Below are 23,894 nucleotides of genomic sequence, written 5' to 3'. Positions count from 1 at the left end.
GCCGAGTCTACGCGGATTCGGCCCATGCCTCCACTCCAGCAGGCAGGATCGGGCGGAAATAGGCCACCATCCGGCCATCCGGGTCCGCCCCGGCCCCCGCCTGCCACGGGGCGACCCCGTGCAGCAGATGGCGGTGCAGCAATATCGCCTCGCCCGGTCGCGCAGGCAGTTCGACCCGCGCGCAACTGTCAAACACCACCTGCCGCGCAGCTTGGTAGGCGTCGGTGACATCGACCTCGTCGAGGGTCTCGGCAGGATACCCCGTCAGGGCATCACGCAGCGCGTCGCCCAGGATGCGATGGCTACCTTCCCACACCACCAGCGGTGCGGCATCACGATCCGCCTCGGTCAACGGTATCCCCAGGATCCAGGCATGCGGCTCGTCCAAATGGCGTCTGCGGGTCTCTCCTCGCGGCTTCAACCCATCGACATGTGCGGCGTCGCGCCTGGATCGATACCGGAACCCGGCCTCGCTCTCGCCCCTGCGGGGCTTGGGATAGCCCGGCCGCGTGACAGAGACCTGCGCGCGATGCAGAGGCAACCGGCCGAACAGAGCCTCCGCAGCTTCGAACGCGGCCCCGGACAGCGCTGGCCCCCGCCCGACACGGCCCGCCTCGTCGTTGGGCAATGCATCGACGCCAACGAACCAAGTCCCCTCGCAGTCATGCCAATGCGCATGGGCGGGATCGCGCAGCGCCGCACGCGCGGCAGGCAAGGCCGCGGCCACCCAGTCGGACAGCACCGGATCGTGACCGAACCGGAGCCATCCGCGGGTGGCAAGCGTCCCTACCACCCCAACGCCTTGCGCAGCATGTTGAGCGCGACCAGCGTCAGGAACACTGCAAAGACCCGCTTCAGCGGCTTGGGGTCCATCGCGTGGGCGATCTTCACCCCGTAGGGCGTGGTGATCAGCGTCATGGCGATGACCACGACAAAAGCGGGCAGGTTGACCGCGCCCACGGTCCAGGGCGGGCGCTGCGCCGGATCGATCTCGAGAAACAGAAAGCCCAGCACCGAGGGCACCGCGATGATCACGCCGAAACCGGCCGCGGTCGCCACCGCGCGATGGATCGGCGTGTTGTAAAGGCTCATCAACGGCACGCCGAAACTGCCACCGCCGATCCCCATCAACACCGACAGAAAGCCCACCATGGGCGACAGGACCGCGCGCAGACCGCCGCGCGGCATGGCCGATCCCAGCCGCCATTCACTGCGGCCCAACCCAAGATAGGCGCCGATCACGATGCCCAGCACGCCGAACAGCGCCTGCAACGCCACCGACCGCAACGAGGCCGCGACCAGCACGCCCAGCACCGCTCCGATGGCGATCCCCGGCCCCCATCCGCGCAGGATCTCCCAGTCGACCGCACCTTTCTTGTTGTGGCTCAGGACCGAACGGACCGAGGTCACGATGATCGTGGCCAACGACGTCGCAAGACACATCTGCATCAGCTGCGGCCCCTCGTAGCCCAGCGTCTGGAAGGCATAGAAAAAAGCCGGGACCAGCACGATACCGCCGCCGACGCCCAATAGCCCCGCCAGAACACCGGCCAACGCGCCGATAACCATCAAAAGTCCCAGCATCTGGATCAGGAGCATCGTGTCGGGCATTTGCATCTTTCCTCTCTTGCCGATGCCCGCCTTACACCGCTGCGCCGCCGAAAGGCAAATGGCTACTCGGCCGCCTGCGTGCCCTCGGCATCCAGCGACGCCAGCGCGGCCTCGACCAGTTCGGGCCCCGCGCCGCGCCGGGTTGCCCCCTCGGACAGGATGCGCCGCCATGCCCGCGCACCGGGCCGTCCCGTGAACAGGCCCAGCATGTGCCGCGTGACCTGGTGCAGCCGCCCGCCCGCGGCAAGATGCGCCTCGATATAGGGCAGCATCTCGCGAACCACGTCGAACGGGTCCCGCACTGCCCCGGTGTCAAAGATCTCGGGATCAGCGGCGCTCAGGATGTCCGTGGGCCGATGATACGCCGCGCGCCCGATCATCACCCCATCCAGCCCGCCATCGAGATGCGCCTTCGCCTCTTCCAGGGACGCGATGCCACCGTTGATCGAGATATGGAGGTTCGGAAACAGCTCCTTCATCCGGTGCACCAGCGGGTAGTCGAGCGGTGGGATGTCACGGTTCTCCTTGGGGCTAAGCCCTTGCAGCCACGCCTTGCGCGCATGGATCGTCACCCGCTCGCACCCAGCCGCCACGATCCGCGCCAGGAATTCGGGCAGCACCTCCTCCGGGTTCTGCTCATCGACACCGATCCGGCATTTTACCGTCACCTCGACATCGACCGCCGCGCGCATGGCAGCCACGCAGTCGGCCACCAGCCCGGGCTCTTTCATGAGCACCGCGCCGAACGTACCAGACTGCACCCGGTCGGACGGGCAACCGCAGTTGAGATTGATCTCGTCATAGCCCGCCGCCGCCCCCAGGCGTGCAGCCTGCGCCAGCTCGGCCGGGTCCGACCCGCCCAACTGCAACGCGACGGGATGCTCCTGCGGGCTGAACTCCAGCAGATGCAGCGCCCCGCCCCGCACCAGGGCAGGCGCTGTGACCATCTCGGTATATAGCAGCGTTTCCCCGCTCAGCAGACGGTGCAGGAAGCGGCAGTGCCTGTCCGTCCAGTCCATCATCGGGGCCACGCTCAGACGGGCAGCTTTCTGTACGTTGTGTTTCAAGGCGACAGACCCATGGTTCGCTAAGTACCTTGCCGCACGATGCACCCGGGACATCGCGGCATTTTCAGAAGCTTTCGATTCGAGTGTTGCGGGGTTTATCACATCCGCTGCCCACAAACAGCGGCAGCGTTCGATCTCGCCCGGCGGCCCTCTTCCTGCTTGAAACAGGAACCTTCGCTCCGCTCAGGTGCCTCCCAGATGCCCGCCAGTTTCGCCGGGTGCTCCGCCGCGTCGGAAAATGACCGGGCTTTCCCATATCAACCGACCCGTCGGGGGGCAAACCATCATGCCGGCGACATGAACGAGTGGTAGACGACGGCGAACTTGATACCGGTCAAATCGCGGCCACGGCTTTGCTGTCAGTATCGCGCGCGACCGGGGTCGACAACGCGCCATGCCCTCTGACACCAGGCCCCGACAGAAACGGAGACACCGGATGACCGAATTGCCCGCCCGCCAGATGCAGATCGCGCCGCCCCCCGCCCCGGCGCGACCGGACGGGGCCATCGCGCCCACGGACCCTGCAGGCGCGCATCCCTATGACAAGCTTGATCGGGCAACCCGTGCGATGGTCGCCCGCGCGACCGCCGGCGTGTCGCCCCACTCGCTCATGGCCACCTGGATGGACTGGGCGCTGCATCTCGGACGCTCGCCGGGCCGGCAGATGGAACTGGCCGAACGCGCCACGCGCGACGCGGCCAAGCTTTGGGACTACGCCGCCGCGCTCGGCAAGGGCGAAAACCCCGAGCCGCCCTTCCGCCCGGGGCGCAACGATCACCGCTTCGGCGCCAAGGGATGGGAAAAATCGCCCTTCGCCCTCTGGCAGCAGGCGTTCCTTGCAACGCAGGACTGGTGGCAGGCGGCGACCGACACGATGCCCGGCATCGCCCCCCGCGACGCCGAACGCGCACAGTTCCAGATCCGTCAGACGCTCGACCTCATGTCGCCGTCGAACTTTCCCTGGTCCAACCCCGAGATCATCGACAAGACCGTCGAAACGCGCGGCAAGAACCTCGCCGATGGCAGCAGCCATTTCCTCAAGGACCTCGTCCACACCCTCACGCAAAGCCACGACCCCGCCCCCGAAGGCTACAAGGTGGGGCGCGATCTTGCCGCCACACCGGGGCGCGTGGTGTTCCGCAACGAACTGTTCGAACTGATCCAGTACAGCCCCACCACCCAGACCGTTCACGCCGAGCCAATCCTCTTCGTGCCAGCATGGATCATGAAATACTACGTGCTGGACCTGTCGCCGGAAAACTCGATGGTGCGCTACCTCGTCGATCAGGGGTTCACCGTCTTCATGATCTCGTGGATCAACCCGACGGCCGAGAATGCCGATCTCGGGCTCGAGGATTACCGGAAAAACGGCGTCATGGCCGCGATCGACGCGATCGAAATGATCGTGCCCGGCCAAAAGATCCACGCAAACGGCTATTGCCTCGGCGGCACCCTGCTGACCATCGCCGCCGCCGTGATGAGCCGCGAAGGCGACGACCGGCTCGCCAGCGTCACGCTGATGGCCGCGCAGGTCGATTTCGCCGAGGCGGGCGAACTCCTGCTCTTCATCGACGACAGCCAGGTCTCCTTCATCGAAGACCTGATGTGGCTGCAAGGCTATCTCGATCGTCCGCAGATGACGCGCACCTTCACCACCATCCGGGCCGAGGACCTGATCTATGCCCGCGCGGTGCGTCGCTACTTCCTGGGAGAAGAGGATCTGCCCTCGGATCTCACCGTGTGGAACAACGACACCACGCGAATGCCCGCACGGATGCATTCGGAATACCTGCGCGGGCTGTTCCTTGAAAACCGGCTCAGCGCCGGGCGTTTCGCGGTCGAGGGCAAGGTCGTCGCACTCAAGGATCTGCGCGTGCCGATGTTCATCGTCGGCACCGAAACGGACCACATCGCGCCATGGCGGTCCGTCTACAAGATCCGGCTGTTTACCGATGGCGACCTGACCTTCGTACTGACCAAGGGCGGCCATAATGGCGGCATTCTCAGCGAGCCGGGCCACAAGAACCGCCGCTACCGCATCGACCACCGGGCCAAGGGGGCGCTCTACGTCTCGCCCGACGACTGGCTGGCCAATAGCGAGACGCGCGATGGCTCATGGTGGCCCGCCATGGCCGACTGGCTGCGCGAACACTCGACCGGGCAGACTGCGCCGCCCGCTACGGGTGGCCAACTGCGCAATGCGCAGGACCTGCCCGCCGCGCCGGGCACATACATCCACCAGGTCTGATGAAAAACGGGGCGTCACCGGCGCGATACGGTCGCGCGGCGCCCCATCAACCAAAGGTCTTTCGCTGCCATTCGACCACCCTGCGCGGGTAGCTTTCCGGCATGAACCGGATCAGACGGTCGATGAACCGCGCCTGCCCGGTGATGACGATGCGGCTCCGGCCCTTCTCGATACCGTCCAGCATTTCCTTGACGGCGTCCTCGGCGGGCATGGTGAGAAGCTTCTCGTTATAGACCCGTTCCCGTGCCTCGGCCCGCGCCTGCAGGTCAGGCGGCAGCTGACCGGCGCTTTCGCGCGAGGCCGTCGCGATATTGGTGCGCACACCGCCGGGATGGACGACGATCACCTCGACCTTGTGACCGGCCATCAGCATCTCGATCCGCACCGACTCGGTAAAGCCGCGCACGGCGAATTTCGACGTGCAATAGATCGACCCCTCGCCCTGCGCCATCAAGCCGTTCAGGCTCGAGATGTTGACAAGATGCGCATCCCCGCTTTCAATCAGCAGCGGCAGAAAGGCGCGCGTGCCGTTCAGCACTCCAAAGAGGTTCACGCGCAGAACCCGTTCGACCTGCTCCGGCGCGATCTCGACAAAAGGCTGCGCCCCCTGCGCAATACCCGCATTGTTGTAGAGCTGATGCACCACGCCAAACCGGTCGCGAACCGTTTGGGCCAAATGGGAAAACGCCTCCATCTCGGCGACGTCCAGCGTTGCCTGCATCGCCTCGGCGCCTGACGCGCGCACCATCTCGGCGGTCTCGCCCGCGCTGGCCCCATCGATATCCGCGACCACCACCGCACGTGCACCCCGCGCGGCCAGCGCCTGCGCCAGCGCCCGGCCGATCCCGCTGCCCGCCCCGGTGACCACGGCGACCTTGTCGCGGAACCGGCTCATATCGCCTCGGCCTCCACGGCACCCGACGCCTCCGCGTGATCGGCGATCATGCGGGCCAGCTCCGGTGCGACGCTGGGCGCAAGGTCATGGCCCATGCCGCCGATCTGGACAAGACGCGCGCCGGGAATGGCCGCCGCCGTCGCCACCCCGCCCGAGGGATGCACCAGCAGATCGCGGTCGCCATGCAGAACCAGCGTCGGCGCGGTGATGCGCCCCAGCGACGCGGTCCGGTCGCCGGATTTGAGGATCGCCATCATCTGCCGCGCCACGCCGTGATGCGGATCCGGCCCGCCCCTTTCCCACGCGGCCGCAGCATAGGCGCGCCCGCGATCCTCGTCGAACCGGTGCGTTGTGCCGCCGACCAGCCGCATCATGCCCAGATGCCGCGCGATGGCCTCGTCCCGGGTGCGCGCGGGCCGCTTCATCAGGAACAGCATCGCCTGCATGGATGGCTGGCCATGCCGCCTTGCGCCCGTGTTCGAGAAGATCGAGACGAGGCTGCGCACCCGCGCGGGATGGGTCGCGGCCAGCGTCTGCGCGATCATCCCGCCCATCGACATGCCCGCAAGATGCGCCGACCCGAGGCTCAGGTGATCCATCAGCGCCAGAACGTCGCCCGCCATGTCGGACAGCACGTAATCCTCCGGCCGGCCCCACCGCATCAACAGCCGCAACTGCGACGGAGGCGGCACGGCAATGCGCGAGGACCGGCCAACGTCGCGATTGTCCAGCGTGATCAGGCGAAAGCCGCGCCGCTCCAGCCCGTCCAGCATTTCCTCGGGCCAGGCGGTCAATTGCAGCGACAGGCCGATGACAAGGATCAACGGCGTGCCCTTGCCGGTATCGCGGTAGCACAGGCGCCGGCCGTCCGGCAGGTTCAGGAACTGGTCGGTCATTCCGCGGCCTGCACGTGACTGGCCGGGTAAGGCGCGAAATGCAGGGCCGGGTCGGCCACCGGCCCGCGCCGGACCATCCGCGCATCCTCGATATAGTCAAAGGTCATCTGCCATGGTGGGCCGTCGCCCTGCTTTGGCAGGCTGTCGAGGGCACGCTTGACATACCCCGCCTCGAAATCAAGCAGCGGCCGCGCGCGCATCTCACCCTCGGGGCGCCGCGCCTCGACCGCGGCCCACTCATGCTCGTCCATATAGGCCAGCAAACGGCAGAAATACTGGCACAACAGCCCAACCTTCAGCGTCCAGGAGGAATTGGTGTACCCTACCGCAAAAGCGAAATTCGGCACACCGTCCAGCATCATCCCCTTGAATACAAGACGCTCGGCCGGATCGACACGCTTGCCGTCGACATTCAGCGCCGTACCCCCGAAGAGTTTCAGGTTCAGCCCCGTCGCCGTCACGATCGCATCGGCCTCGATCTCCTCGCCACTCGCCATGCGCAGGCCGGTTTCGGTGAACCGCTCGATCCCGCCGGTCACGATCGACGCCTTGCCCGCGCGGATGCTGCGGTAGAAATCGCCGTCCGGCACGATGCACAGCCGCTGGTCCCACGGCGCATAGGGCGGGTTGAAATGGGTATCCACATCGAACCCTTCGGGCAAGGCGGCCATGTTTGCCTTACGGATGAACCTGCGCGCGAACTCGGGGTATTTCTGGCACACCAGCCATGTCCAGCGCTGCCGCAGCACGTGGCGCCGCCGCGCCAGCCCATAGGCCGTCTTCTCGGGCAACACCTTGCGCAGAAAGGCCGCGATCTTGTCCTCGGACGGGACCGGCAGAACATAGGTCGGGGTGCGCTGCACCTGCGTGACATGCGCCGCAGTTTCGGCCAGCGCGGGCACCAGCGTCACCGCCGTCGCACCGCTGCCGATCACGGCGATGCGCTTGCCGGTGGCATCGAAATCCTCGGGCCAGTGCTGCGGGTGGATTATCGGCCCGGCAAAGCTCTCCTCTCCTTCGAAATCGGGGCGATAGCCCTGCGCGTAATCGTAATAGCCCGTCGCACCGAACAGCCACCTTGCGCGCAGCTGCACAGTCTCGCCGGTATCCTCGCGCCGTGCGGTCACGTGCCACACCGCCTCGTCCGAGCGCCAGTCGGCCGAAATCACCCGGTGATGAAACCGTATCTTCTCGTCCACCCCGTATTCGGCCGCCGTGTCGCGCAGATAGGCCATGATCTCGTCGGCGCTTGCGATGGCGTTGCGGCTTTTCCACGGGCGGAAATCGTAGCCAAAGGTGAACAGGTCCGAATCCGAGCGGATGCCGGGATAGCGGAACAGGTCCCAGGTTCCGCCCAGATCGCCCCGCGACTCGAGGATCGTCCAGCTTTTGCCGGGCAATTCGCGCACGAGGTGGCAGGCGCAACCGATCCCGGAAATCCCGGCGCCCACGATCAAAACGTCCAGAACCGGCGCCACGCTTTGCATCATCTTGTGTCCTCCCTGCCAGAACTATTTCCCGGCAGGCGCGGCAAGAAAAGGTGCACATCGCACAGATGAGTGATAATGATTGGGCAACATGCCACCGTCACCCGACAGGATACACGAGCTGTTGCAGCAAGGCGCGGCCAGGGTTCTGAACGCACCTGCCGCAGCGCTCGAAGATATCGACGCCGCCGTTCACGCGGCGGTGGGCCGCTCTGATCCCGTGAACCTTGCCCAGATCCGCAAATCGAACCGGCTGAACCTGCGCCATTGGGCCAGCGAAACGCTGCGCGATCCCGGTGGGCCGGTACCTGCCAACCTCTCGCCCGAGATGGTGCGCGCCGCCCGCGAACAGGCGCGCTTTGGCGTGGGGGACGATTTGTTCAGCGGCTACCGCGCGGGCGAATCCGCGGCATGGCTGAAATGGATGGACATCGTTTTCGAGCTTACCGACGACCCGGCCGAACTGCGCGCGGTGCTTGACCTGTCGGCGCGCTCCATCGCGGGTTTCGTCGACCGCACGGCACGCGGCCTCCTCGCCGAGATGGAGCAGGAACGCCAGGAGCTTGCCCGCGGCTCGCCCGCCGAACGGCTCGACCTCGTCCGCCGGATTCTCGCCGACCAGCGGATCGACATGCAGGATACCGGCCGCAGGCTGGGCTACGCTCTGAACCGGCCCCATCACGCCATCATCCTGTGGAGCGTCGCACCGGACCCGGACCTGCGCGCACTGGAAGAGACCGCCGACACCCTCGCCGGGCCCGAGGCCACCGCCCTTTCGGTCGCCGCCGACCGGGGCACGGTCTGGATGTGGCTGCCCCGTCCCACCGACCGGCGCCTGGCGGATACGCTTGCCATCGGCGACACCCGCATCGCGCTTGGCCCCCGGGCCGAGGGGCTCGACGGTTTTCGCCGCAGCCACGATGCCGCCCGCGTCACCCAGCGCATCCTGTCTGCGGGTCCACCCGACCGGCATGTCGCCTCACATGACGAAATCCGCCTCGTATCTCTACTGGTCGAGGATCGCGCCGCGCAGCATCGCTTCGTGTCCGAGGTTCTGGGCGACCTGGCCAGCGCCGGTAAAGAGCTGCGCACTGCCCTGCGCCAGTACCTTCGCCTAGGCTGCAACGCCGCCCGCACCGCGCAGCGGCTTCAGATCCACCGCAATACCCTGATGCGCCAGATCGCCCGCGCGCAGGATCTGCTGCCCGGCCCGCTCGACGACAGCCGGACAGAGATCGCCGTGGCGCTCGATGTCCTGCACTGGATGGCCCCGCCGGCATCCCCCCGTCCCTGACACGCCGCGCCAGACGCCATTTCCTGTTGACCCGACCCGCGCCGCCGCCCCATCAATGATGCGGCCGGCAAGGAGGAGACCGCCATGGACAACGCCATGCAACCCGAAGACACGCCGGAGCTGCGCGCGCTTTACAAGGGCTTTGCAGACCACCATCTCGATCCGCTCTGGACGCAGACCGGAAACCTGATGCCGGTGCATCCCAAACCACAGGCCGTGCCCCATGTCTGGAAATGGTCCGACCTGCTGCCCCTCGCCGAACGCTCCGGAGAGCTTGTGCCGGTCGGACGCGGCGGCGAACGGCGGGCCATCGGCCTCGCCAATCCCGGCCTCGGCGGCCGCGCCTATGTCAGCCCGACGCTCTGGTGCGCGATCCAGTATCTCTGCCCCGGCGAGAACGCGCCCGAGCATCGCCACTCGCAGAACGCCTTTCGTTTCGTGGTCGAGGGCGAAGGCGTCTGGACCGTCGTCAACGGCGACCCGGTGCGCATGTCGCGCGGCGACCTGCTGTTGACCCCCGGCTGGCATTTCCACGGCCACCACAATGTCGCGACCGAACCGATGGCTTGGATAGATGGGCTCGACATCCCCTTCAGCCAGCAGATGGATGTCGGCTTTTTCGAGTTCGGGGCCGAACGCGTGACGGACAATGCCACACCGAATTACAGTCAGGGAGAGCGGCTCTGGTGCCATCCCGGCCTGCGCCCACTCTCGCAATTGCACGACACGGTCAGCTCTCCCATCGGCGCCTACAGGTGGGAGATCACGGATGCCGCGCTGACCGAACAGCTGCTGCTCGAAGACGAAGGCAACCCGGCCACCGTCGGCCCCGGCCACGCCGCGATCCGCTACATGAACCCGACCACGGGCGGCGACGTGATGCCGACCATCCGATGCGAGTTTCACCGCCTGCGCGCCGGAACCGAAACACCCGCACGACAAGAGGTCGGCGCCTCGGTCTTCCAGGTCTTCGAGGGAACCGGGGCCGTTACGCTTGGCGGCGACAGGCATAAGCTGGAAAAGGGCGATCTCTTTGTCGTGCCGTCATGGGTCGCGTGGTCGCTTCAGGCCGAAACAGGTTTCGACCTCTTCCGCTTTTCCGACGCACCGATCATGGAGCGGCTCGGCTTCATGCGCACTCAGGTCGAAGGCGGGTGAGCACCGATGCGCAGTCGGCGCTGCGCGCCCGCCAAGGCAGCGGGGCCCGCTACGACTCGCCCTTGGCTCCGCATGACGACCTGCTGCTTGCGCGTCGCGGCACGGCCTATTTCCTCCGCATGCTGGCTCGTCTACCCGACGCAGGGCTGGCCGAACCATCCCTCCGGCCCGGCTGGTCCCGCCGACGCCTGATCGCCGAGGTAAGCTGTAGCGCCCGCAGCCTCGCGATCGGGCTCAAGTCCCTGCGCGAACCTCTCTGCCCCGAAGAGGCCGATTGGCAGCCCGACGCGCAATCGGCCGCCACCCTGCCCGCCCACGCGCTGCGCTACTTTTTCACCCATTCGGCGAAACATCTCGACGTCGAATGGCGCGACCTGCCGGACGGCACGTGGGAGCGCGAACTTGCCGTCGCGGGCCAGACGATCCCGGCCCGGCTTTCCCCCCGGCTGCGCGCGGCCGAGATCTGGCAAGCGGCGCTCGATCTCGACGCAGGCGGTCGCGCCGCGGACCTGCCGGCGGCGCTGTTCACACCGTCAAATGGGGATGTACAAAACGGTCAATCCTGACCCGGAAGGGTGTACAAAACAGGCAAAACGGGGGGTACCAGCCGGTACCCCTCAATTACCCGAGTTCTGGCGCTCCGCCTCGATCTCGCGCCACCGGGCGACATTCCGGTTATGCTCCTGCAACGTCTCGGCAAAGGCATGACCCCCGGTCCCGTCGGCCACGAAGAACACGAAATCGGTATTCGCCGGATCGACTGCAGCCTCAAGGCTTGCCATGCCGGGATTGGCGATTGGTGTCGGCGGCAACCCTTCGATCACGTAAGTATTCCAAGGCGTTACCTGCCGAAGCTCACTTTGCCGCAGGCCGCGTCCAAGCACGCCCTGGCCCTTTGTGATCCCGTAGATCACGGTCGGGTCGGTTTGCAGGCGCATGCCCTCTCGCAAACGGTTCACGAAAACGCTCGCCACCTGGCGCCGTTCCTCCGGAACTCCGGTTTCCTTTTCGATGATCGAGGCAAGCACAACCATCTCTTCCGGTGTCTGGATCGGCAGGTCATCACCACGATTTTCCCATACAGCCGAAACCCTTAGAGCCTGACGTTCAACCATCTCGTCAATGATCTCCGCGCGATCTTCGCCGCGAGTCACCTCGTAGCTGTCGGGCGCAAGCGTCCCCTCACGCGGCAGTTCCGCGACATCGCCCGAGAGCACGTCCATCGACTTCAGCGCCTCGACAACCTGCCACGAGGTCACGCCTTCGGCCATCGCGATACGATATCGCGTGTCAGGCTCGTCACGTTTTTCCTTATAGATTTCAGGGACTTCTTCGGTCGCGTAGTCGAACTCGGCCAATTCGGTGAATTCCTGCGTCGCGGGATCGAGCTCGCGCACCTCGGCCAATGTCCGGGTGACGCCGATGCGATAGACGATTTCGGTTCCGCAGGTGCTGGCACCGCCGCGAGTGATCGCATCGACGATCTCCTCCATCGATGCACCTTCCGGAACCAGAAAACTCCCTGCTTTCAATGCACTGGCCTTATCGGAATACTCAGCGCCCAGGCGGAACACGGTGCCGTTCGAAATCGCCCCCTCCGCCTCGAGCTCACGGCTCACGCGGCCCATGTTCGACCCGCGTTCGACCTGCAGGCAGATCGCCGTTTCCAGCGGCCCCTGCGAACTGTACTCGGACCGCCCCCAGAGCACCAGGCCTGCGACAAGGAACAGGCCCACCGCCAGAACGGTCAGCATGTTGGAGGCCAAAGCTCGCCACATTTAGTCGGCCTTTCCGAAGATCACGCTAGCGTTGGTGCCGCCAAAGCCAAAGGAGTTCGACATGGCATACCGGATTTCGCGTTCACGCTTGGCGTTGGGCGCAAGGTCGACCGAGGTTTCGACCGCCGGGTTGTCCAGGTTGATCGTCGGCGGCGCTACCTGGTCGCGGATCGCGAGGATGGAAAAGATCGCCTCGATCGCGCCAGCAGCCCCCAGAAGGTGCCCGGTCGCCGATTTGGTCGACGACATGGTGACATCGCCCGCCGCGTCGCCCATCAACCGCTCGACCGCGCCCAGCTCGATCACGTCAGCCATGGTCGAAGTGCCATGCGCATTGATGTAATCGATGTCGGCCGGTTGCAGCCCCGCCTTTTTCAGCGCCATCTTCATGGCACGCTCGCCGCCCTCGCCGTCCTCGGAGGGCGCAGTGATGTGATAGGCATCGCCCGACAAGCCGTAGCCCAGCACCTCGGCATAGATCTTGGCACCGCGCGCCTTGGCGTGTTCGTATTCCTCGAGCACGACAACGCCTGCACCCTCGCCCATCACGAACCCGTCTCGGTCGCTGTCATAGGGCCGGCTGGCGGCTTTGGGATTGTCGCCGAACTTGGTCGAAAGCGCCTTGCAGGCGTTGAACCCGGCAATGCCGATCTCGCAGATGCACCCTTCGCCGCCGCCGGCGATCATCACGTCGGCATCGTCCAGCGCGATCAAGCGCGCCGCATCGCCGATGGCATGCGCCCCGGTGGCACAGGCCGTCACGACGGAGTGGTTTGGCCCCTTGAAGCCGAAGCGGATCGACACCTGCCCCGAGGCAAGGTTGATCAACGCACCCGGAATGAAGAAGGGCGACACACGGCGCGGCCCACGGTCCCGGATCAGCAGCGCGGTATCGGCGATGGAGCCCAGCCCCCCGATGCCCGAACCGATCATCACGCCGGTCCGCTCGCGATCCTCTTCGCCCTCGGGCAGCCAATTCGCATCCTTGCAGGCCATTTCCGAAGCGGCGACGGAATAGAGGATGAAATCCTCGATCTTGCGCTGTTCCTTGGGCGGCATCCAGTCATCGGGGTTGAAAGTCCCGTTGCTGCCGTCGCCGCGCGGCACCTGGCAGGCGTAGGTCGTGGTGACGCCGGCCGCCACCGCGTCGAAATGCGTGATCGGGCCCGCGCCCGATTCCCCGTCCAATAGCCGTGACCAGGTTTCCTCCACTCCGCTTGCCAGCGGTGTGACCAACCCCAGCCCGGTTACAACGACTCTCCGCATCTCGTGCCTCATGCCTGCTTTGCTGTTCAAAGACGGCTCTTACCCCGTCGCGGGGGCCGGGGGCAAGAGCGCGCCCCCCGCCAAGTCAGCGTGTTTCGGCCCGTTTCCGCGCGATCAAGCCGATGATCGATGTCAAAAGCTGGGCCGCGGTCCGCGCTCCGATGCCATCGCGGTCGGCTGCGGGCATGAATTCGACCATGTCAACGGCAACGACATGCGCCCGCTTCACGACAGCCTCGACAAGGTCGAGCACGGCATCGTATCCGAGGCCGCCAGCCGTAGGTGCGATCACGGCCGGCATTATCGAGGGATCCAGTGCATCGCAGTCGAAACAGATGGCGACGCGCGCGCCTTCGGGGATCAGGTCGACGACCGGACCGACACCATTCCGAGACAGGTCCCGCGCTGGCACCAGGTGCGCGCCCCAATCGCGCGCTGCGTTCAGTTCGGTCATCCTGGCCGAGCCGATGCCACGGGCGCCGACCTGCACGATGCGTTCGACATGGGCCATTTCGCTGGCGCGGCGCATGGTCGAGCTCAGGCCCAGCGTCTCACCCTCGACCTCGTTACGCCAATCGATATGCGCGTCGATCTGCAAGATGGTCAATGGCGCGTTGTCCAGCGCTGTCAGCATGGGGATCGGGACGCTGTCGTCACCACCCAGCAGGACAGGCACACCGCCGGCTGCAATGATGGCACGGGTTGCCGCCTCGATCGCGAGGCGGTTCTTTGCCTGCTCGGACGGGGACAGCGAGAGGTTGCCCGCGTCCCGCGCGCTTATCCCGTGCGGCAGCACGGGTCCGCCGAGGTCGAAATTCACCTTGGACACATCCCCGGCATAGGCCTCGCTACCCGCGCGGATCGCATCGGCGCCGCCTGCGCAATACGCCCCGACCGAGGCATAGGGGGTTGCACAATCGGCGCCGAAGAGGATGACGTCTCCCTCCGGCGCCGCGATATCCGTACCGGGTAGCCCCAGGAAGCTCCCGGCCTCGCCCCCGCCGCCGAACATGTCCTTGAGCCCGACCATCATGCTTTCTCTATCCATGCGCCGGAGGCTGACCTATCGCACGGGGTTGGGCAAGCTCTATTGAAAATCCGCGACCGGTTCGCTGGATTGCCGCGCAAGTTCGAGCGCTCTCGAAAGCTCGACGGTCTTGCGGAACAGGGCACGCCCGACAAGGGCGCCCGAGATGTTGGGAATATAGGCAAGCCGCGAGATATCATCGACCGTGCGGACCACGCCGCTTGCAATCACCGGCGTACGGGCGCCGGATGCAAGACCCGCAATAAGGCCAAGCTGGGCCTCGACATCCTCCATATCGCTGTCGATATCGGTGACGACGATGGCGGCGAGCGGACTATCTGCAAACGCGGCGATGAAGCCCTCGGGCGTGAACGCGCCATGTGCGCGCCAGCCCTCGGTCATCACCCGCCCCTGCCAGACATCGACTGCCAGGACGATCTGGTCGGGGTAATACTTGGCCAATTGCTTAACGAGTTCCGGGTCGCGCGCGGCAAGGGTTCCGATGACGACACGACCCGCGCCCTTGTCGATCCAGCGTTCGACCGCCTCGAGCGAGCGCATGCCCCCGGCAAGCTGCACCGGTATTCCCGCCGCGCGAATGATCTCCTCGACCAGCGCATCGTTGGTGTCCTGACCTTCGAGCGCGTCGAAATCGGTCACATGCATCCAGGATGCCCCGGCAGCCGCCCAGCCGCGGGCGGTTTCGACCGGATCGACATGCCACAACATCGCCCGGTCCAACCGGCCCTTGTCCAGGGTCACACAGCGACCTCGCTGCAGTTCCATCGTGGGATAGATCATCATGGCCGGGTCCTCCGATTGGTACCACGCTTCGTGATGCAAGCTTACAGGAATCACGCGACGACGGGCGGCACGATTTCCGGCACGCCCGAATGCATTTGCGGCATGGTTGATCACCGAGAGGTCGGCGGTCCGTTGCGGCGGAAAAGCAGCACAGGCGTGCCGTTGTATTCGGCCCGGCGCAAGGGCGCATAGCCAAGCCTGTCGGCGAGGCCCAGCGAGGTCGCGTTCTGCGTGTCGACCAACGCCACCAGAGGCCCGGTGACGATGCGGTCGAACCAGTCATGCGCGGCCTGTGCCGCCTCGAGCCCCAGGCCGTGGCCTTGCGCCTCGGGCGCAAGCACCCAGCCTGCCTCGGGGTAGGGGTCGAAATCCTCGCCAAGGGCGCGGTCGCGAAAGAAGAAGCCCGCCTGTCCGATCATGCGCCGCGTCGCTTGCAGGACAATGGCCCACTGGCCGAATCCCGTCATCTGCCAATGACCGGCGTTTCGCAGGAATGCTTCCCATGCTTCGCCACGGCTTCGGGGTGTGCCGCCGATGTGGCGCACGACCTGCGGGTCGGCCCAAATCTCGGCAAACCGGTTGAAATCCTCGGGGCGCATCGCCCGAAGGGTCAGCCGTGCCGTGTTTATCGTCGGAATGGATCGGATCATTCTTCGCCCGTCCTGCCCCTGCCTGCCTGATCCGAAAGTGCCGCCCGCAACGGCGGCTGGCAAGACGGTTGTGTCATTGAACGGCAAAACGGCGCGCCTTTACCGGACGCGCCGCCAGATTGTCACGTGTCAGCAAGGTCTCAGGAAGCCTGGGAGATGAACTTCACCGCATCGCCGACCGTCTGAATGGTTTCGGCCGCATCATCGGGGATCTCGATGCCGAATTCCTCTTCGAAGGCCATGACCAGCTCGACGGTGTCAAGGCTGTCTGCGCCAAGATCATCGATGAAGGACGCGTTCTCGGTGACCTTCTCTTCTTCGACACCCAGGTGCTCGACCACGATCTTCTTCACGCGCTCTGCGACGTCGCTCATTTTCTTTCCTCATTCCTTCAGGGCGCTTTGCCCGGTTTTGCCCTTGCCCGATCGGGATGGCTTGGTTTTGCCCGGTCGGGGCGGTTTGGGTCCCGGATGCCCGGGAGGGAGGGAGCAGGCACCAACAGGAACCGACCCCCGAAACACTGCGCCGCCTATAGCATAGACGATCTCGGAGGCAAACGCTTTCGCAATTGCCCCGAACAGGCCTACAACATGGCCATACCGCCGTTGACGTGCAAGGTAGCGCCGGTGACATAGGCCGCTTCGGGACTTGCCAGGTACAGCACTGCGGCGGCGATTTCTGCCGGCTCGCCCATCCGCCCGGCGGGCACCTGCGTGAGAATTGCCGATTTCTGATCGTCGGTCAGCTTGTCGGTCATCGCTGTCGTGATGAAGCCCGGCGCAACCGCGTTCACGGTGATTCCACGGCTCGCCACCTCGTAGGCCAGCGATTTCGACATGCCTATCATCCCCGCCTTCGAAGCCGCGTAGTTGCCCTGCCCCGGATTGCCGGTGGCACCGACCACCGAAGAGATATTCACGATCCGGCCCCAGCGCGCCTTCATCATCCCGCGCAGCACGCCCTTGCAGAGCTTCATCGTCGCCGTGAGGTTCACGTCGATCACGCTTTGCCACTCGTCGTCGGACATCCGCATGAAGAGGTTGTCGCGCGTGATACCGGCGTTGTTCACGAGGATATCGACCGAACCCATCGCATCGGCGGCCTGCTTGGGCAGGGCTGCCACGGCCTCGGGGTCGCCAAGGTTGCAGGGCAGCACGTGGGCGCGTTCGCCCAATTCGTCGGCCAGCGCCTCAAGCGGTTCGACCCGGGTGCCGGAAAGGCCGACCGTTGCCCCCGCCTGATGCAGCGCACGCGCGATGTCGCCGCCGATACCGCCCGAGGCACCGGTGATCAGCGCATTCTTTCCGGTCAAATCAAACATTGCTTTCTCCCCGGCTTTCGACAGCCTTTTTGACGTCTTCAGGTGTTCCGACCGCTTGGCATGCGATGGCGCGGTCAATCTTGCGGATCATGCCCGAAAGCGCCTTGCCCGCGCCGATTTCCCACGCGGATGTCACCCCCTGCGCGGCCATGTATTGCACGCTTTCGCGCCAGCGCACTGCGCCGGTGACTTGCTCGACGAGCAGCTGGCGAATGGTTTCGGGGTCGGTCACGGCCTCGGCCCGGACATTGGCGACGAGCGGCACGACCGGAGCTGCGATCGCCACATCTGCAAGCGCCTGCTGCATCGCGTCGGCGGCGGGTTGCATCAGCGCGCAGTGAAAGGGCGCACTGACCGGGAGCATCACGGCCCGCTTGGCCCCCTTGGCCTTTGCGATTTCGGCCGCGCGTTCGACGGCTGCCGTGGCGCCCGAGACAACCACTTGCGTCGGATCATTGTCGTTGGCGGCCTGGCAGACCTCGCCCTGTGCCGCCTCCGCGGCGACCTCACGCACGGTTTCGAGGCCGAGCCCGAGGATCGCGGCCATGGCCCCCTGGCCCACGGGTACGGCCTTTTGCATCGCGGCCCCGCGGGTGCGGAGCAAACGTGCCGTGTCAGCGACCGATAGTGCGCCTGCCGCGGCCAGCGCCGAGTACTCGCCCAGCGAATGGCCCGCGACGAAGCGTGCTGCCGCAACGCCCGTCCCTTCGGCCTCGAGCGCGCGCAAAGCCGCCATCGACGTGGCCATAAGAGCGGGCTGGGCATTCTGCGTCAGGGTCAATTCATCGGCATCACCTTCCCAGATCAAGGCCGACAGTTTCTCGCCAAGGGCGTCGTCAACCTCGTCGAATACGGCCTGCGCAGCCGGATAGGCTTCGGCGAGGGCGCGCCCCATGCCGATGGATTGAGCGCCCTGCCCGGGAAAAACGAATGCGAGTGACATCTGCGACCCTTCTGTTCCGTTCAAGTTGCGCCCGGGTGTAGACCGCCCATGCACGCCGCACAAGCTCTGCATACCGACACGTGCTGTGTGCGGTCGGGCAGCTTGTTGGGGCGCTCACAGTCGCTACGTTGCCGGATATGTTCCGCTATGGAGATTGACATGGCCCTTTCCAATACGACGCGCAGCTATGGCAGCGTGGCAAAGACCTTTCACTGGTTGACCGCATTGCTGATTTTTTCCGTGATCCCGCTGGGATGGGTCGCGAACGAGCTTGCCCATGCGATAGAAGCCGGAGGCGCGGATGCCACCGAAGTTGTCCGGGCGGCCACCTTGTTTTCGCTGCACAAGACGATCGGCGTGACCATCTTCTTTGTCGCCCTCGCCCGGATTCTGTGGGCTTTGTTTCAGGAGAAGCCCGGCCTTCTGAATGCCGATAACCGCCCCGAGGCACTGGCGGCAGAAACGGTGCACTGGCTGCTTTACGGCTCGCTTGTCTTCGTGCCGTTAACGGGTTGGGTACACCACGCGGCCACGACTGGGTTTGCGCCGATCTGGTGGCCGTTCGGGCAATCGCTGCCCTTCGTGCCGAAGAGCGAGGCATTGGCCGAGATTACCGCGGGGCTGCACTGGGTTCTGATCTGGGTCCTTGTCGGATCGCTTGGCCTTCATATCGCGGGTGCGCTCAAGCACCATGTGGTCGACCGCGATTCAACCCTGCGCCGGATGCTCCCGGGCCGGAGCGACGCGCCACAGCCGCCCGACTCCCGCCACGGCGTTGGCCCCGTCTTTGCGGCTCTGGTCGTTTGGGGCATCGCATTGGGAGCAGGGTCATGGATTGGAGCCTATTCGCACGAGACCGCCACGGGCGAGCAGGCAGCGCTCGACCAGGTGGAATCGGAGTGGCAAGTGACCGAAGGCACGCTTGGCCTGACGGTGACGCAGCTTGGCAGCCCGGTGGATGGAAGCTTTGCCGACTGGACCGCTGCCATCACTTTTGCCGAACCGGCCGAGCCGGGTCCTGCTGGCAACGTAAATGTTACGGTTTCGATTCCGTCCCTGACGCTGGGTTCGGTCACGCAGCAGGCTCTTGGCGCGGATTTCTTTGCAGCCGAGGAATACCCGACAGCGCGGTTCGAGGCCGAAATCGTCAAGACCGAGGCAGGCTATGAGGCGCGCGGCCCTCTGACCATCCGGGACCAGAGCGTGCCGATCACCCTGCCCTTTTCACTGGATATCGCCGGCGACACCGCGCGGATGACCGGGTCGGTCACGGTCAACAGGCTCGACTTCAATGTCGGGCAAAACATGGCTGACGAAAGCTCTGTCGCCTTTGCGGTCGATATTGATGTCGCCCTGACCGCCACGCGCGGGGAATGAAAAAAGGCCGCCGGGGTGAACCCGGCGGCCTCAACCTTACCGAAGATGTGGCGCGATCACTCGGCCTTCATCGCCTCGATGGAGATCTGGACCTCGACCTCGTCGCTCACCGCCGGGGCGAACATTCCGAGATTGTAGTCCGAACGCATCAGCGTGGTGCTGGCATCGAACCCGGCCCAGGGCTTGTTCGCCATCGGGTGGTTGCCCGTCTGGTTCAGCGTCGCGTCCAGCACGATTTCCTTGGTCACGCCATTCAGCGTCAGGTCGCCGGTGATCTTGGCAGTGGTGTCGCCGGTCACTTCGATCGCCGTGGAGGTGAAAGTGACCATGTCGCCTTCGGAGGCGCCAAAGAAGTCATCGGACATGAAGTGCTGGAAACGCTGTTCCCAACCGGTGAGCATGGACATGACCGGCATCGACACGGAAACGGTCGAGTTCGACGGGTCTTCCTGATCGAACATGATCTCACCCTCGAAGCCCGAGAACAGGCCATAGGTGGTCGAGTAGCCGAGGTGATCGTAGCTGAACAGAATTTGGCTGTGGCTTGCGTCCAGCATGTATTTCTCGGGCGCGGCAAAGGCTGCCGTTGCGGCGGTTGCCATAGCTGCGGCGAAGAGGGTCGTTTTCATCGGGGATGCTCCAATCCTGAAAATCCGTTCGGCGGCCCGGTATGAGCCACGCAACGTAGAGCTAACCCAATCCCCGGGTCGGACAATTCCCCATTCGCTCACACGCATTGTGAGGATGTGAACACGCCGATGCTGTTAGGAGGTAATGTTGACCAGACCGCTCAGCTGCATGCGTAGCGCCTGACGGATTTCCGCAGACTGTATCGGCAGTCTGAGCAGCAGGCTGCCATCCACGTCGTAAAGCTCGACCTGACGCTCGAGGAACCGCGCGCTGCCCAGCGTTTCGTAGCTGCGCCGCAGGATCGTGTGAGGACGGCCGCGATTGTTCTTCTGCAGGACACGCAGCTCGCGCCGGATGGGGTCGAAATAGGCGTCCGGCTGATTGTCGGCATGGTGCATCATCAGCAACGCAAGCCCGCACAGAAAAAAGAAGAGCGACGAGCCGAACTTCATCGCTGCAAGCTCGATGCTCAGGCTTGCCCCGGGCATGACCCACATGGCTGCCGAGCTCAGGATCAGGGCCGTTCCGAAGACACGGAATACGACCGTACGCACCGGCCAGTTGGGTGCGAAGGTTATCATCAATGGGACGGTGTCCTCGAAATTGGGAAGCGACATCGTCTTGCTCAGGTAACGTTTGTAAGTCGCGGTCATCTCGCTCAGCGTCCTCGTGCCGTTTGCGCCCGCCGGTTGTGTTCCGGTATGGTTAAACATCTTTTAGGAAAAAGTCAGGAATGCGGCAGCGGCAGGGAAATTGGGCGGCGCAGGCAGGCCCGAACCCATGCGGGGTTGCAACCGGGACCCAAACCTGTATAGGGGGCCATCCTTTCGCAGAACGTTCATCCGCGCAGCCTCTCGTGGCAGGGTCGCGAAAGGGATTTGACCCCGCCTATGAAATGCGCCTCGACAAAAGAACAGGAGTTCACATGCCGCTTTACGAGCATGTCATGATCGCGCGTCAGGACTTGTCCAACACGCAGGCCGAAGGTCTCATCGAGCATTTCGGCGCCATCCTTTCCGACAATGGCGGAACGCTCGTCGATCACGAGTATTGGGGCGTCAAGACGATGGCCTACAAGATCAACAAGAACCGCAAGGGCCACTATGCCTTCCTGCGTTCGGACGCGCCTTCGGCCGCCGTGCAGGAGATGGAGCGCCTGATGCGCCTGCATGACGACGTCATGCGCGTTCTCACCGTCAAGGTGGACGAGCATGAAGAGGGCCCTTCGGTCCAGATGCAGAAGCGCGATGAGCGCGAAGGCCGCCGCGAGCGCCGTTGATCAAAGCCTGAAGAAAAGGACAATTACCCATGGCCGCAAAACCGTTTTTCCGCCGCCGCAAGGTCTGCCCCTTCTCGGGCGACAACGCGCCCAAGATCGACTACAAGGATACGCGCCTGCTGCAGCGTTACATCTCCGAGCGTGGCAAGATCGTTCCCTCGCGCATCACCGCCGTCTCGGCCAAGAAGCAGCGTGAACTGGCCCGCGCGATCAAGCGCGCCCGCTTCCTCGCCCTGCTGCCCTACGCCGTGAAATAAGGAGCCGGACACATGCAAGTCATCCTACTCGAACGCGTGGCCAAGCTGGGCCAGATGGGCGATGTCGTCGACGTCAAGCCCGGTTTCGCGCGGAACTACCTGCTTCTCCAGAAAAAGGCGCTGGTCGCCTCCAAGGAGAACATCGCCGCTTTCGAAGATCAGAAAGCCCAGCTCGAGGCGCGCAACCTCGAAACCAAGAAAGAGGCCGAAGCCCTCGCCGAGAAGTTGGGCGGCCAGCAGTTCGTGGTGATCCGTCAGGCGTCTGACGGTGGCAACCTTTACGGCTCCGTCTCGACCCGTGACGCGGCTGACGTGGCAACCGAGGAAGGCTTCTCGATCGACCGCAAGCAGGTTCTGATCCGTCGCCCCATCAAGGAACTCGGCCTGCACGAAGTCGAAGTGCACCTGCACCCCGAGGTGATGGTTACGATCACACTGAACGTTGCCCGTTCGACCGAAGAGGCCGAACTGCAGGCATCGGGCAAATCGATCCAGGAACTGGCCGCCGAAGAAGAAGCCGCGGCTGAATTCGAGATTGCCGAGCTGTTTGAAGACATCGGCTCTGCCGCCGAAGACGACGACGCCCTGGCACCTGCTGCCGAGGCCGCCGAAGACGGTGAGGAAGAGCAGCGCGGATAAGACCGCGTGCCCGAGTGAAGATGGAGCCGCGCCCCTCGGGCGCGGCTTTTTCGTTTCCGCTCAACGGCCGTCGGCGGCATCCTGCGGATGCGACGAATGGAATGTTCCGTTCCGCGGCACGAATCAGTACTCTCCGCCTGTCTTTCGAGAGGTGACCCATGACATCATATTCGCGCAGGACCGTGCTATCCCTGCTTGGGGCGAGCGCTCTGACTGCCTGCTCGCAGAAAAGCGAAGAGCATCTGAGTACTCGTAACGCGCAGTTTGATCCGCCGCTCTACCCCAACGAAACACCCGAATTGCGCGCGCTCATCAACAAGTGGGCGGACCACTATGGATACCCGCGCCAGCTTTTGCACAGGCTTGCCATCCGGGAAAGCACGCACCGCCCCTGGGCCGTGAACCGCCCCTATTACGGGTTGTTGCAGATCCTGCCGGCGACCGCACGCTCGATGGGTTATAAGGGCTCTCCGCAGGGACTGCTGGATGCGGACACTAATTTGAAATATGCCGGAAAGTACCTGCGCGGCGCATGGCTTTTGGCGGATGGCAGCCAGGACCGCGCGATTTTCCTTTACGCGAAAGGTTTCTATTACGAAGCCAAGGCACGCGGGATGCTCGTTGAAACCGGGCTCCGGCCAGCCGGAGGTTAACGTAAAGTAAGGCGCCACATTAACAACTTTAGAACGAAAGGCGTTGAGTTTGCGCAGCCACTGGTGCAAGTTTCTTGGGGTTACCTCCCGATACGGGAGGCGGATCTCGGTCTGAACCGGCGTTCATTATTCGCCAAGGGGCCTAGATCTCCTTTGCAAGTGGTACTCAGTCGTAAACAGGTGCAGGTATATGAACGAAGTCGATGTTACGGTCGGTCAGCGCATCAAGGCGCGCCGCATGGCCTTGGGGATGAGCCAAGCTGAACTGGGAGATGCCGTTGGCGTCCGGTTCCAGCAGGTGCAGAAATACGAATCCGGAGCGAATCGGGTCAGCGCCTCGCGGCTTTGGTCGATCGCTGAGGTTCTTGGCGTGCATGTCAGCCATTTTTTCGAAGGAATTCGGCCAGCTGACGCCGATTGCGGCTCCGATAAACGGCAGCCAGTGGACAATATGGAATTTCTGAAGGATCATGACACGCTCGAACTGGTCAGCGTGTATAGCAGGCTAACACCGGCACATCGCCACGCGGTGCTGTCCTTCGTGAAAAGCCTGACCGACTTGGACGAGGACCGGAAGGTTGCAAGTGGGTAAGGCAAGACAGAACGCTTTGAGG

General features: G+C 64.5%; 26 protein-coding genes. 10 read left to right on the top strand and 16 right to left on the bottom strand.

The genetic code is table 11. The features are described 5' to 3' along the window. Positions 1-7: 7 nt before the first annotated feature. The 3 genes from ACFORG_RS13895 to dusA all read right to left on the bottom strand — a co-directional run bounded on the left by ACFORG_RS13895 (position 8) and on the right by dusA (position 2,678). On the bottom strand, positions 8-793 hold the full coding sequence (locus ACFORG_RS13895) for a hypothetical protein (protein ID WP_386736137.1): 786 nt from the start codon (positions 791-793) through the stop codon (positions 8-10). Beyond that, the gene (locus ACFORG_RS13890) at positions 787-1,611 is read right to left on the bottom strand and encodes a sulfite exporter TauE/SafE family protein (protein ID WP_386736136.1); all 825 of its coding nucleotides are present in this window, start codon (positions 1,609-1,611) and stop codon (positions 787-789) included. Before ACFORG_RS13890 ends, ACFORG_RS13895 begins: the two co-directional genes overlap by 7 nt. A gap of 62 nt (positions 1,612-1,673) precedes the next feature. Continuing rightward, positions 1,674-2,678 carry a tRNA dihydrouridine(20/20a) synthase DusA gene (gene dusA / locus ACFORG_RS13885; protein ID WP_386736135.1) on the bottom strand — a complete coding sequence of 335 codons (1,005 nt, stop codon included), beginning with the start codon at positions 2,676-2,678 and terminating at the stop codon, positions 1,674-1,676. A 436-nt stretch (positions 2,679-3,114) separates the two neighbouring features. On the opposite strand from dusA, the gene ACFORG_RS13880 reads away from it, so the two are divergent. Beyond that, positions 3,115-4,926: a PHA/PHB synthase family protein gene (locus tag ACFORG_RS13880; RefSeq protein WP_386736134.1), complete on the top strand. Its 1,812-nt coding sequence runs from the start codon at positions 3,115-3,117 to the stop codon at positions 4,924-4,926. 46 nt (positions 4,927-4,972) lie between these two features. On the opposite strand, the gene ACFORG_RS13875 is transcribed toward ACFORG_RS13880, so the two are convergent. Genes ACFORG_RS13875 through ACFORG_RS13865 form a run of 3 tightly spaced genes read right to left on the bottom strand, consistent with a single transcriptional unit; the run spans position 4,973 to position 8,207 of the window. After that, complete coding sequence (locus ACFORG_RS13875; RefSeq protein ID WP_386736133.1) at positions 4,973-5,821, bottom strand: SDR family NAD(P)-dependent oxidoreductase; 849 nt, start codon at positions 5,819-5,821, stop codon at positions 4,973-4,975. Then, positions 5,818-6,717, bottom strand: coding sequence for an alpha/beta fold hydrolase (locus tag ACFORG_RS13870; protein WP_386736132.1), 900 nt, complete (start codon positions 6,715-6,717; stop codon positions 5,818-5,820). Before ACFORG_RS13870 ends, ACFORG_RS13875 begins: the two co-directional genes overlap by 4 nt. Then, the gene (locus ACFORG_RS13865; RefSeq protein ID WP_386736131.1) at positions 6,714-8,207 is read right to left on the bottom strand and encodes a flavin-containing monooxygenase; all 1,494 of its coding nucleotides are present in this window, start codon (positions 8,205-8,207) and stop codon (positions 6,714-6,716) included. Before ACFORG_RS13865 ends, ACFORG_RS13870 begins: the two co-directional genes overlap by 4 nt. A gap of 88 nt (positions 8,208-8,295) precedes the next feature. Between ACFORG_RS13865 and ACFORG_RS13860 the strand changes: the two genes are divergently transcribed. The 3 genes from ACFORG_RS13860 to ACFORG_RS13850 all read left to right on the top strand — a co-directional run bounded on the left by ACFORG_RS13860 (position 8,296) and on the right by ACFORG_RS13850 (position 11,222). Further along, positions 8,296-9,498 carry a PucR family transcriptional regulator gene (locus tag ACFORG_RS13860; protein ID WP_386736130.1) on the top strand — a complete coding sequence of 401 codons (1,203 nt, stop codon included), beginning with the start codon at positions 8,296-8,298 and terminating at the stop codon, positions 9,496-9,498. Positions 9,499-9,582: 84 nt separating this feature from the next. After that, complete coding sequence (locus ACFORG_RS13855; RefSeq protein ID WP_386736129.1) at positions 9,583-10,656, top strand: cupin domain-containing protein; 1,074 nt, start codon at positions 9,583-9,585, stop codon at positions 10,654-10,656. Further along, entirely contained in the window at positions 10,653-11,222 is a 570-nt protein-coding gene (locus ACFORG_RS13850) for a maleylpyruvate isomerase N-terminal domain-containing protein (RefSeq protein WP_386736128.1), read from the top strand. Before ACFORG_RS13855 ends, ACFORG_RS13850 begins: the two co-directional genes overlap by 4 nt. A gap of 51 nt (positions 11,223-11,273) precedes the next feature. On the opposite strand, the gene mltG is transcribed toward ACFORG_RS13850, so the two are convergent. From mltG to fabD, 8 genes are all read right to left on the bottom strand, one after another. Then, a complete protein-coding gene (gene mltG / locus ACFORG_RS13845; protein ID WP_386736127.1) occupies positions 11,274-12,434 on the bottom strand; it encodes an endolytic transglycosylase MltG in 1,161 nt (386 codons plus the stop codon). Then, positions 12,435-13,700 (bottom strand): beta-ketoacyl-ACP synthase II, encoded by a 1,266-nt coding sequence (gene fabF, locus ACFORG_RS13840; RefSeq protein WP_386736126.1) that lies wholly within the window; start codon positions 13,698-13,700, stop codon positions 12,435-12,437. 85 nt (positions 13,701-13,785) lie between these two features. Further along, positions 13,786-14,748 (bottom strand): arginase family protein, encoded by a 963-nt coding sequence (locus ACFORG_RS13835; protein ID WP_386736125.1) that lies wholly within the window; start codon positions 14,746-14,748, stop codon positions 13,786-13,788. Positions 14,749-14,787: 39 nt separating this feature from the next. Further along, positions 14,788-15,531, bottom strand: a complete 744-nt coding sequence (locus ACFORG_RS13830) for a 1-(5-phosphoribosyl)-5-[(5-phosphoribosylamino)methylideneamino]imidazole-4-carboxamide isomerase (protein WP_386736124.1) — start codon at positions 15,529-15,531, stop codon at positions 14,788-14,790. 110 nt (positions 15,532-15,641) lie between these two features. Then, positions 15,642-16,181, bottom strand: coding sequence for a GNAT family N-acetyltransferase (locus ACFORG_RS13825; protein ID WP_386736123.1), 540 nt, complete (start codon positions 16,179-16,181; stop codon positions 15,642-15,644). 140 nt (positions 16,182-16,321) lie between these two features. Then, positions 16,322-16,555 (bottom strand): acyl carrier protein, encoded by a 234-nt coding sequence (locus ACFORG_RS13820; protein ID WP_386736122.1) that lies wholly within the window; start codon positions 16,553-16,555, stop codon positions 16,322-16,324. Between the two features lie 209 nt (positions 16,556-16,764). Beyond that, the gene (gene fabG, locus ACFORG_RS13815) at positions 16,765-17,502 is read right to left on the bottom strand and encodes a 3-oxoacyl-[acyl-carrier-protein] reductase (RefSeq protein ID WP_386736121.1); all 738 of its coding nucleotides are present in this window, start codon (positions 17,500-17,502) and stop codon (positions 16,765-16,767) included. Beyond that, positions 17,495-18,445 carry an ACP S-malonyltransferase gene (fabD, locus tag ACFORG_RS13810; protein WP_386736120.1) on the bottom strand — a complete coding sequence of 317 codons (951 nt, stop codon included), beginning with the start codon at positions 18,443-18,445 and terminating at the stop codon, positions 17,495-17,497. Before fabD ends, fabG begins: the two co-directional genes overlap by 8 nt. Before the next feature lie 159 nt (positions 18,446-18,604). Between fabD and ACFORG_RS13805 the strand changes: the two genes are divergently transcribed. Continuing rightward, positions 18,605-19,822, top strand: coding sequence for a cytochrome b/b6 domain-containing protein (locus ACFORG_RS13805; RefSeq protein ID WP_386736119.1), 1,218 nt, complete (start codon positions 18,605-18,607; stop codon positions 19,820-19,822). Positions 19,823-19,878: 56 nt separating this feature from the next. On the opposite strand, the gene ACFORG_RS13800 is transcribed toward ACFORG_RS13805, so the two are convergent. Both ACFORG_RS13800 and ACFORG_RS13795 read right to left on the bottom strand, forming a co-directional pair. Then, positions 19,879-20,451, bottom strand: a complete 573-nt coding sequence (locus ACFORG_RS13800; protein ID WP_386736118.1) for a YceI family protein — start codon at positions 20,449-20,451, stop codon at positions 19,879-19,881. Between the two features lie 135 nt (positions 20,452-20,586). Further along, positions 20,587-21,105, bottom strand: a complete 519-nt coding sequence (locus tag ACFORG_RS13795) for a hypothetical protein (RefSeq protein WP_386736117.1) — start codon at positions 21,103-21,105, stop codon at positions 20,587-20,589. A 272-nt stretch (positions 21,106-21,377) separates the two neighbouring features. Between ACFORG_RS13795 and rpsF the strand changes: the two genes are divergently transcribed. From rpsF to ACFORG_RS13770, 5 genes are all read left to right on the top strand, one after another. Continuing rightward, positions 21,378-21,731 carry a 30S ribosomal protein S6 gene (gene rpsF, locus ACFORG_RS13790; RefSeq protein ID WP_386736116.1) on the top strand — a complete coding sequence of 118 codons (354 nt, stop codon included), beginning with the start codon at positions 21,378-21,380 and terminating at the stop codon, positions 21,729-21,731. 29 nt (positions 21,732-21,760) lie between these two features. Next, positions 21,761-21,988: a 30S ribosomal protein S18 gene (rpsR, locus tag ACFORG_RS13785; protein WP_005982441.1), complete on the top strand. Its 228-nt coding sequence runs from the start codon at positions 21,761-21,763 to the stop codon at positions 21,986-21,988. Between the two features lie 12 nt (positions 21,989-22,000). Then, positions 22,001-22,627, top strand: coding sequence for a 50S ribosomal protein L9 (gene rplI / locus ACFORG_RS13780; protein WP_386736115.1), 627 nt, complete (start codon positions 22,001-22,003; stop codon positions 22,625-22,627). 158 nt (positions 22,628-22,785) lie between these two features. Then, on the top strand, positions 22,786-23,280 hold the full coding sequence (locus ACFORG_RS13775) for a transglycosylase SLT domain-containing protein (RefSeq protein WP_386736114.1): 495 nt from the start codon (positions 22,786-22,788) through the stop codon (positions 23,278-23,280). Between the two features lie 190 nt (positions 23,281-23,470). Beyond that, positions 23,471-23,872, top strand: coding sequence for a helix-turn-helix domain-containing protein (locus ACFORG_RS13770; RefSeq protein WP_386736113.1), 402 nt, complete (start codon positions 23,471-23,473; stop codon positions 23,870-23,872). Positions 23,873-23,894: the final 22 nt, after the last annotated feature.

This window comes from Lutimaribacter marinistellae (assembly GCF_042648365.1).
Classification (GTDB): Bacteria; Pseudomonadota; Alphaproteobacteria; order Rhodobacterales; family Rhodobacteraceae; genus Lutimaribacter_A; species Lutimaribacter_A marinistellae.
Note: the sequence above shows the minus strand (reverse complement) of the source record. Positions and strands in the feature narration are given on the sequence as shown.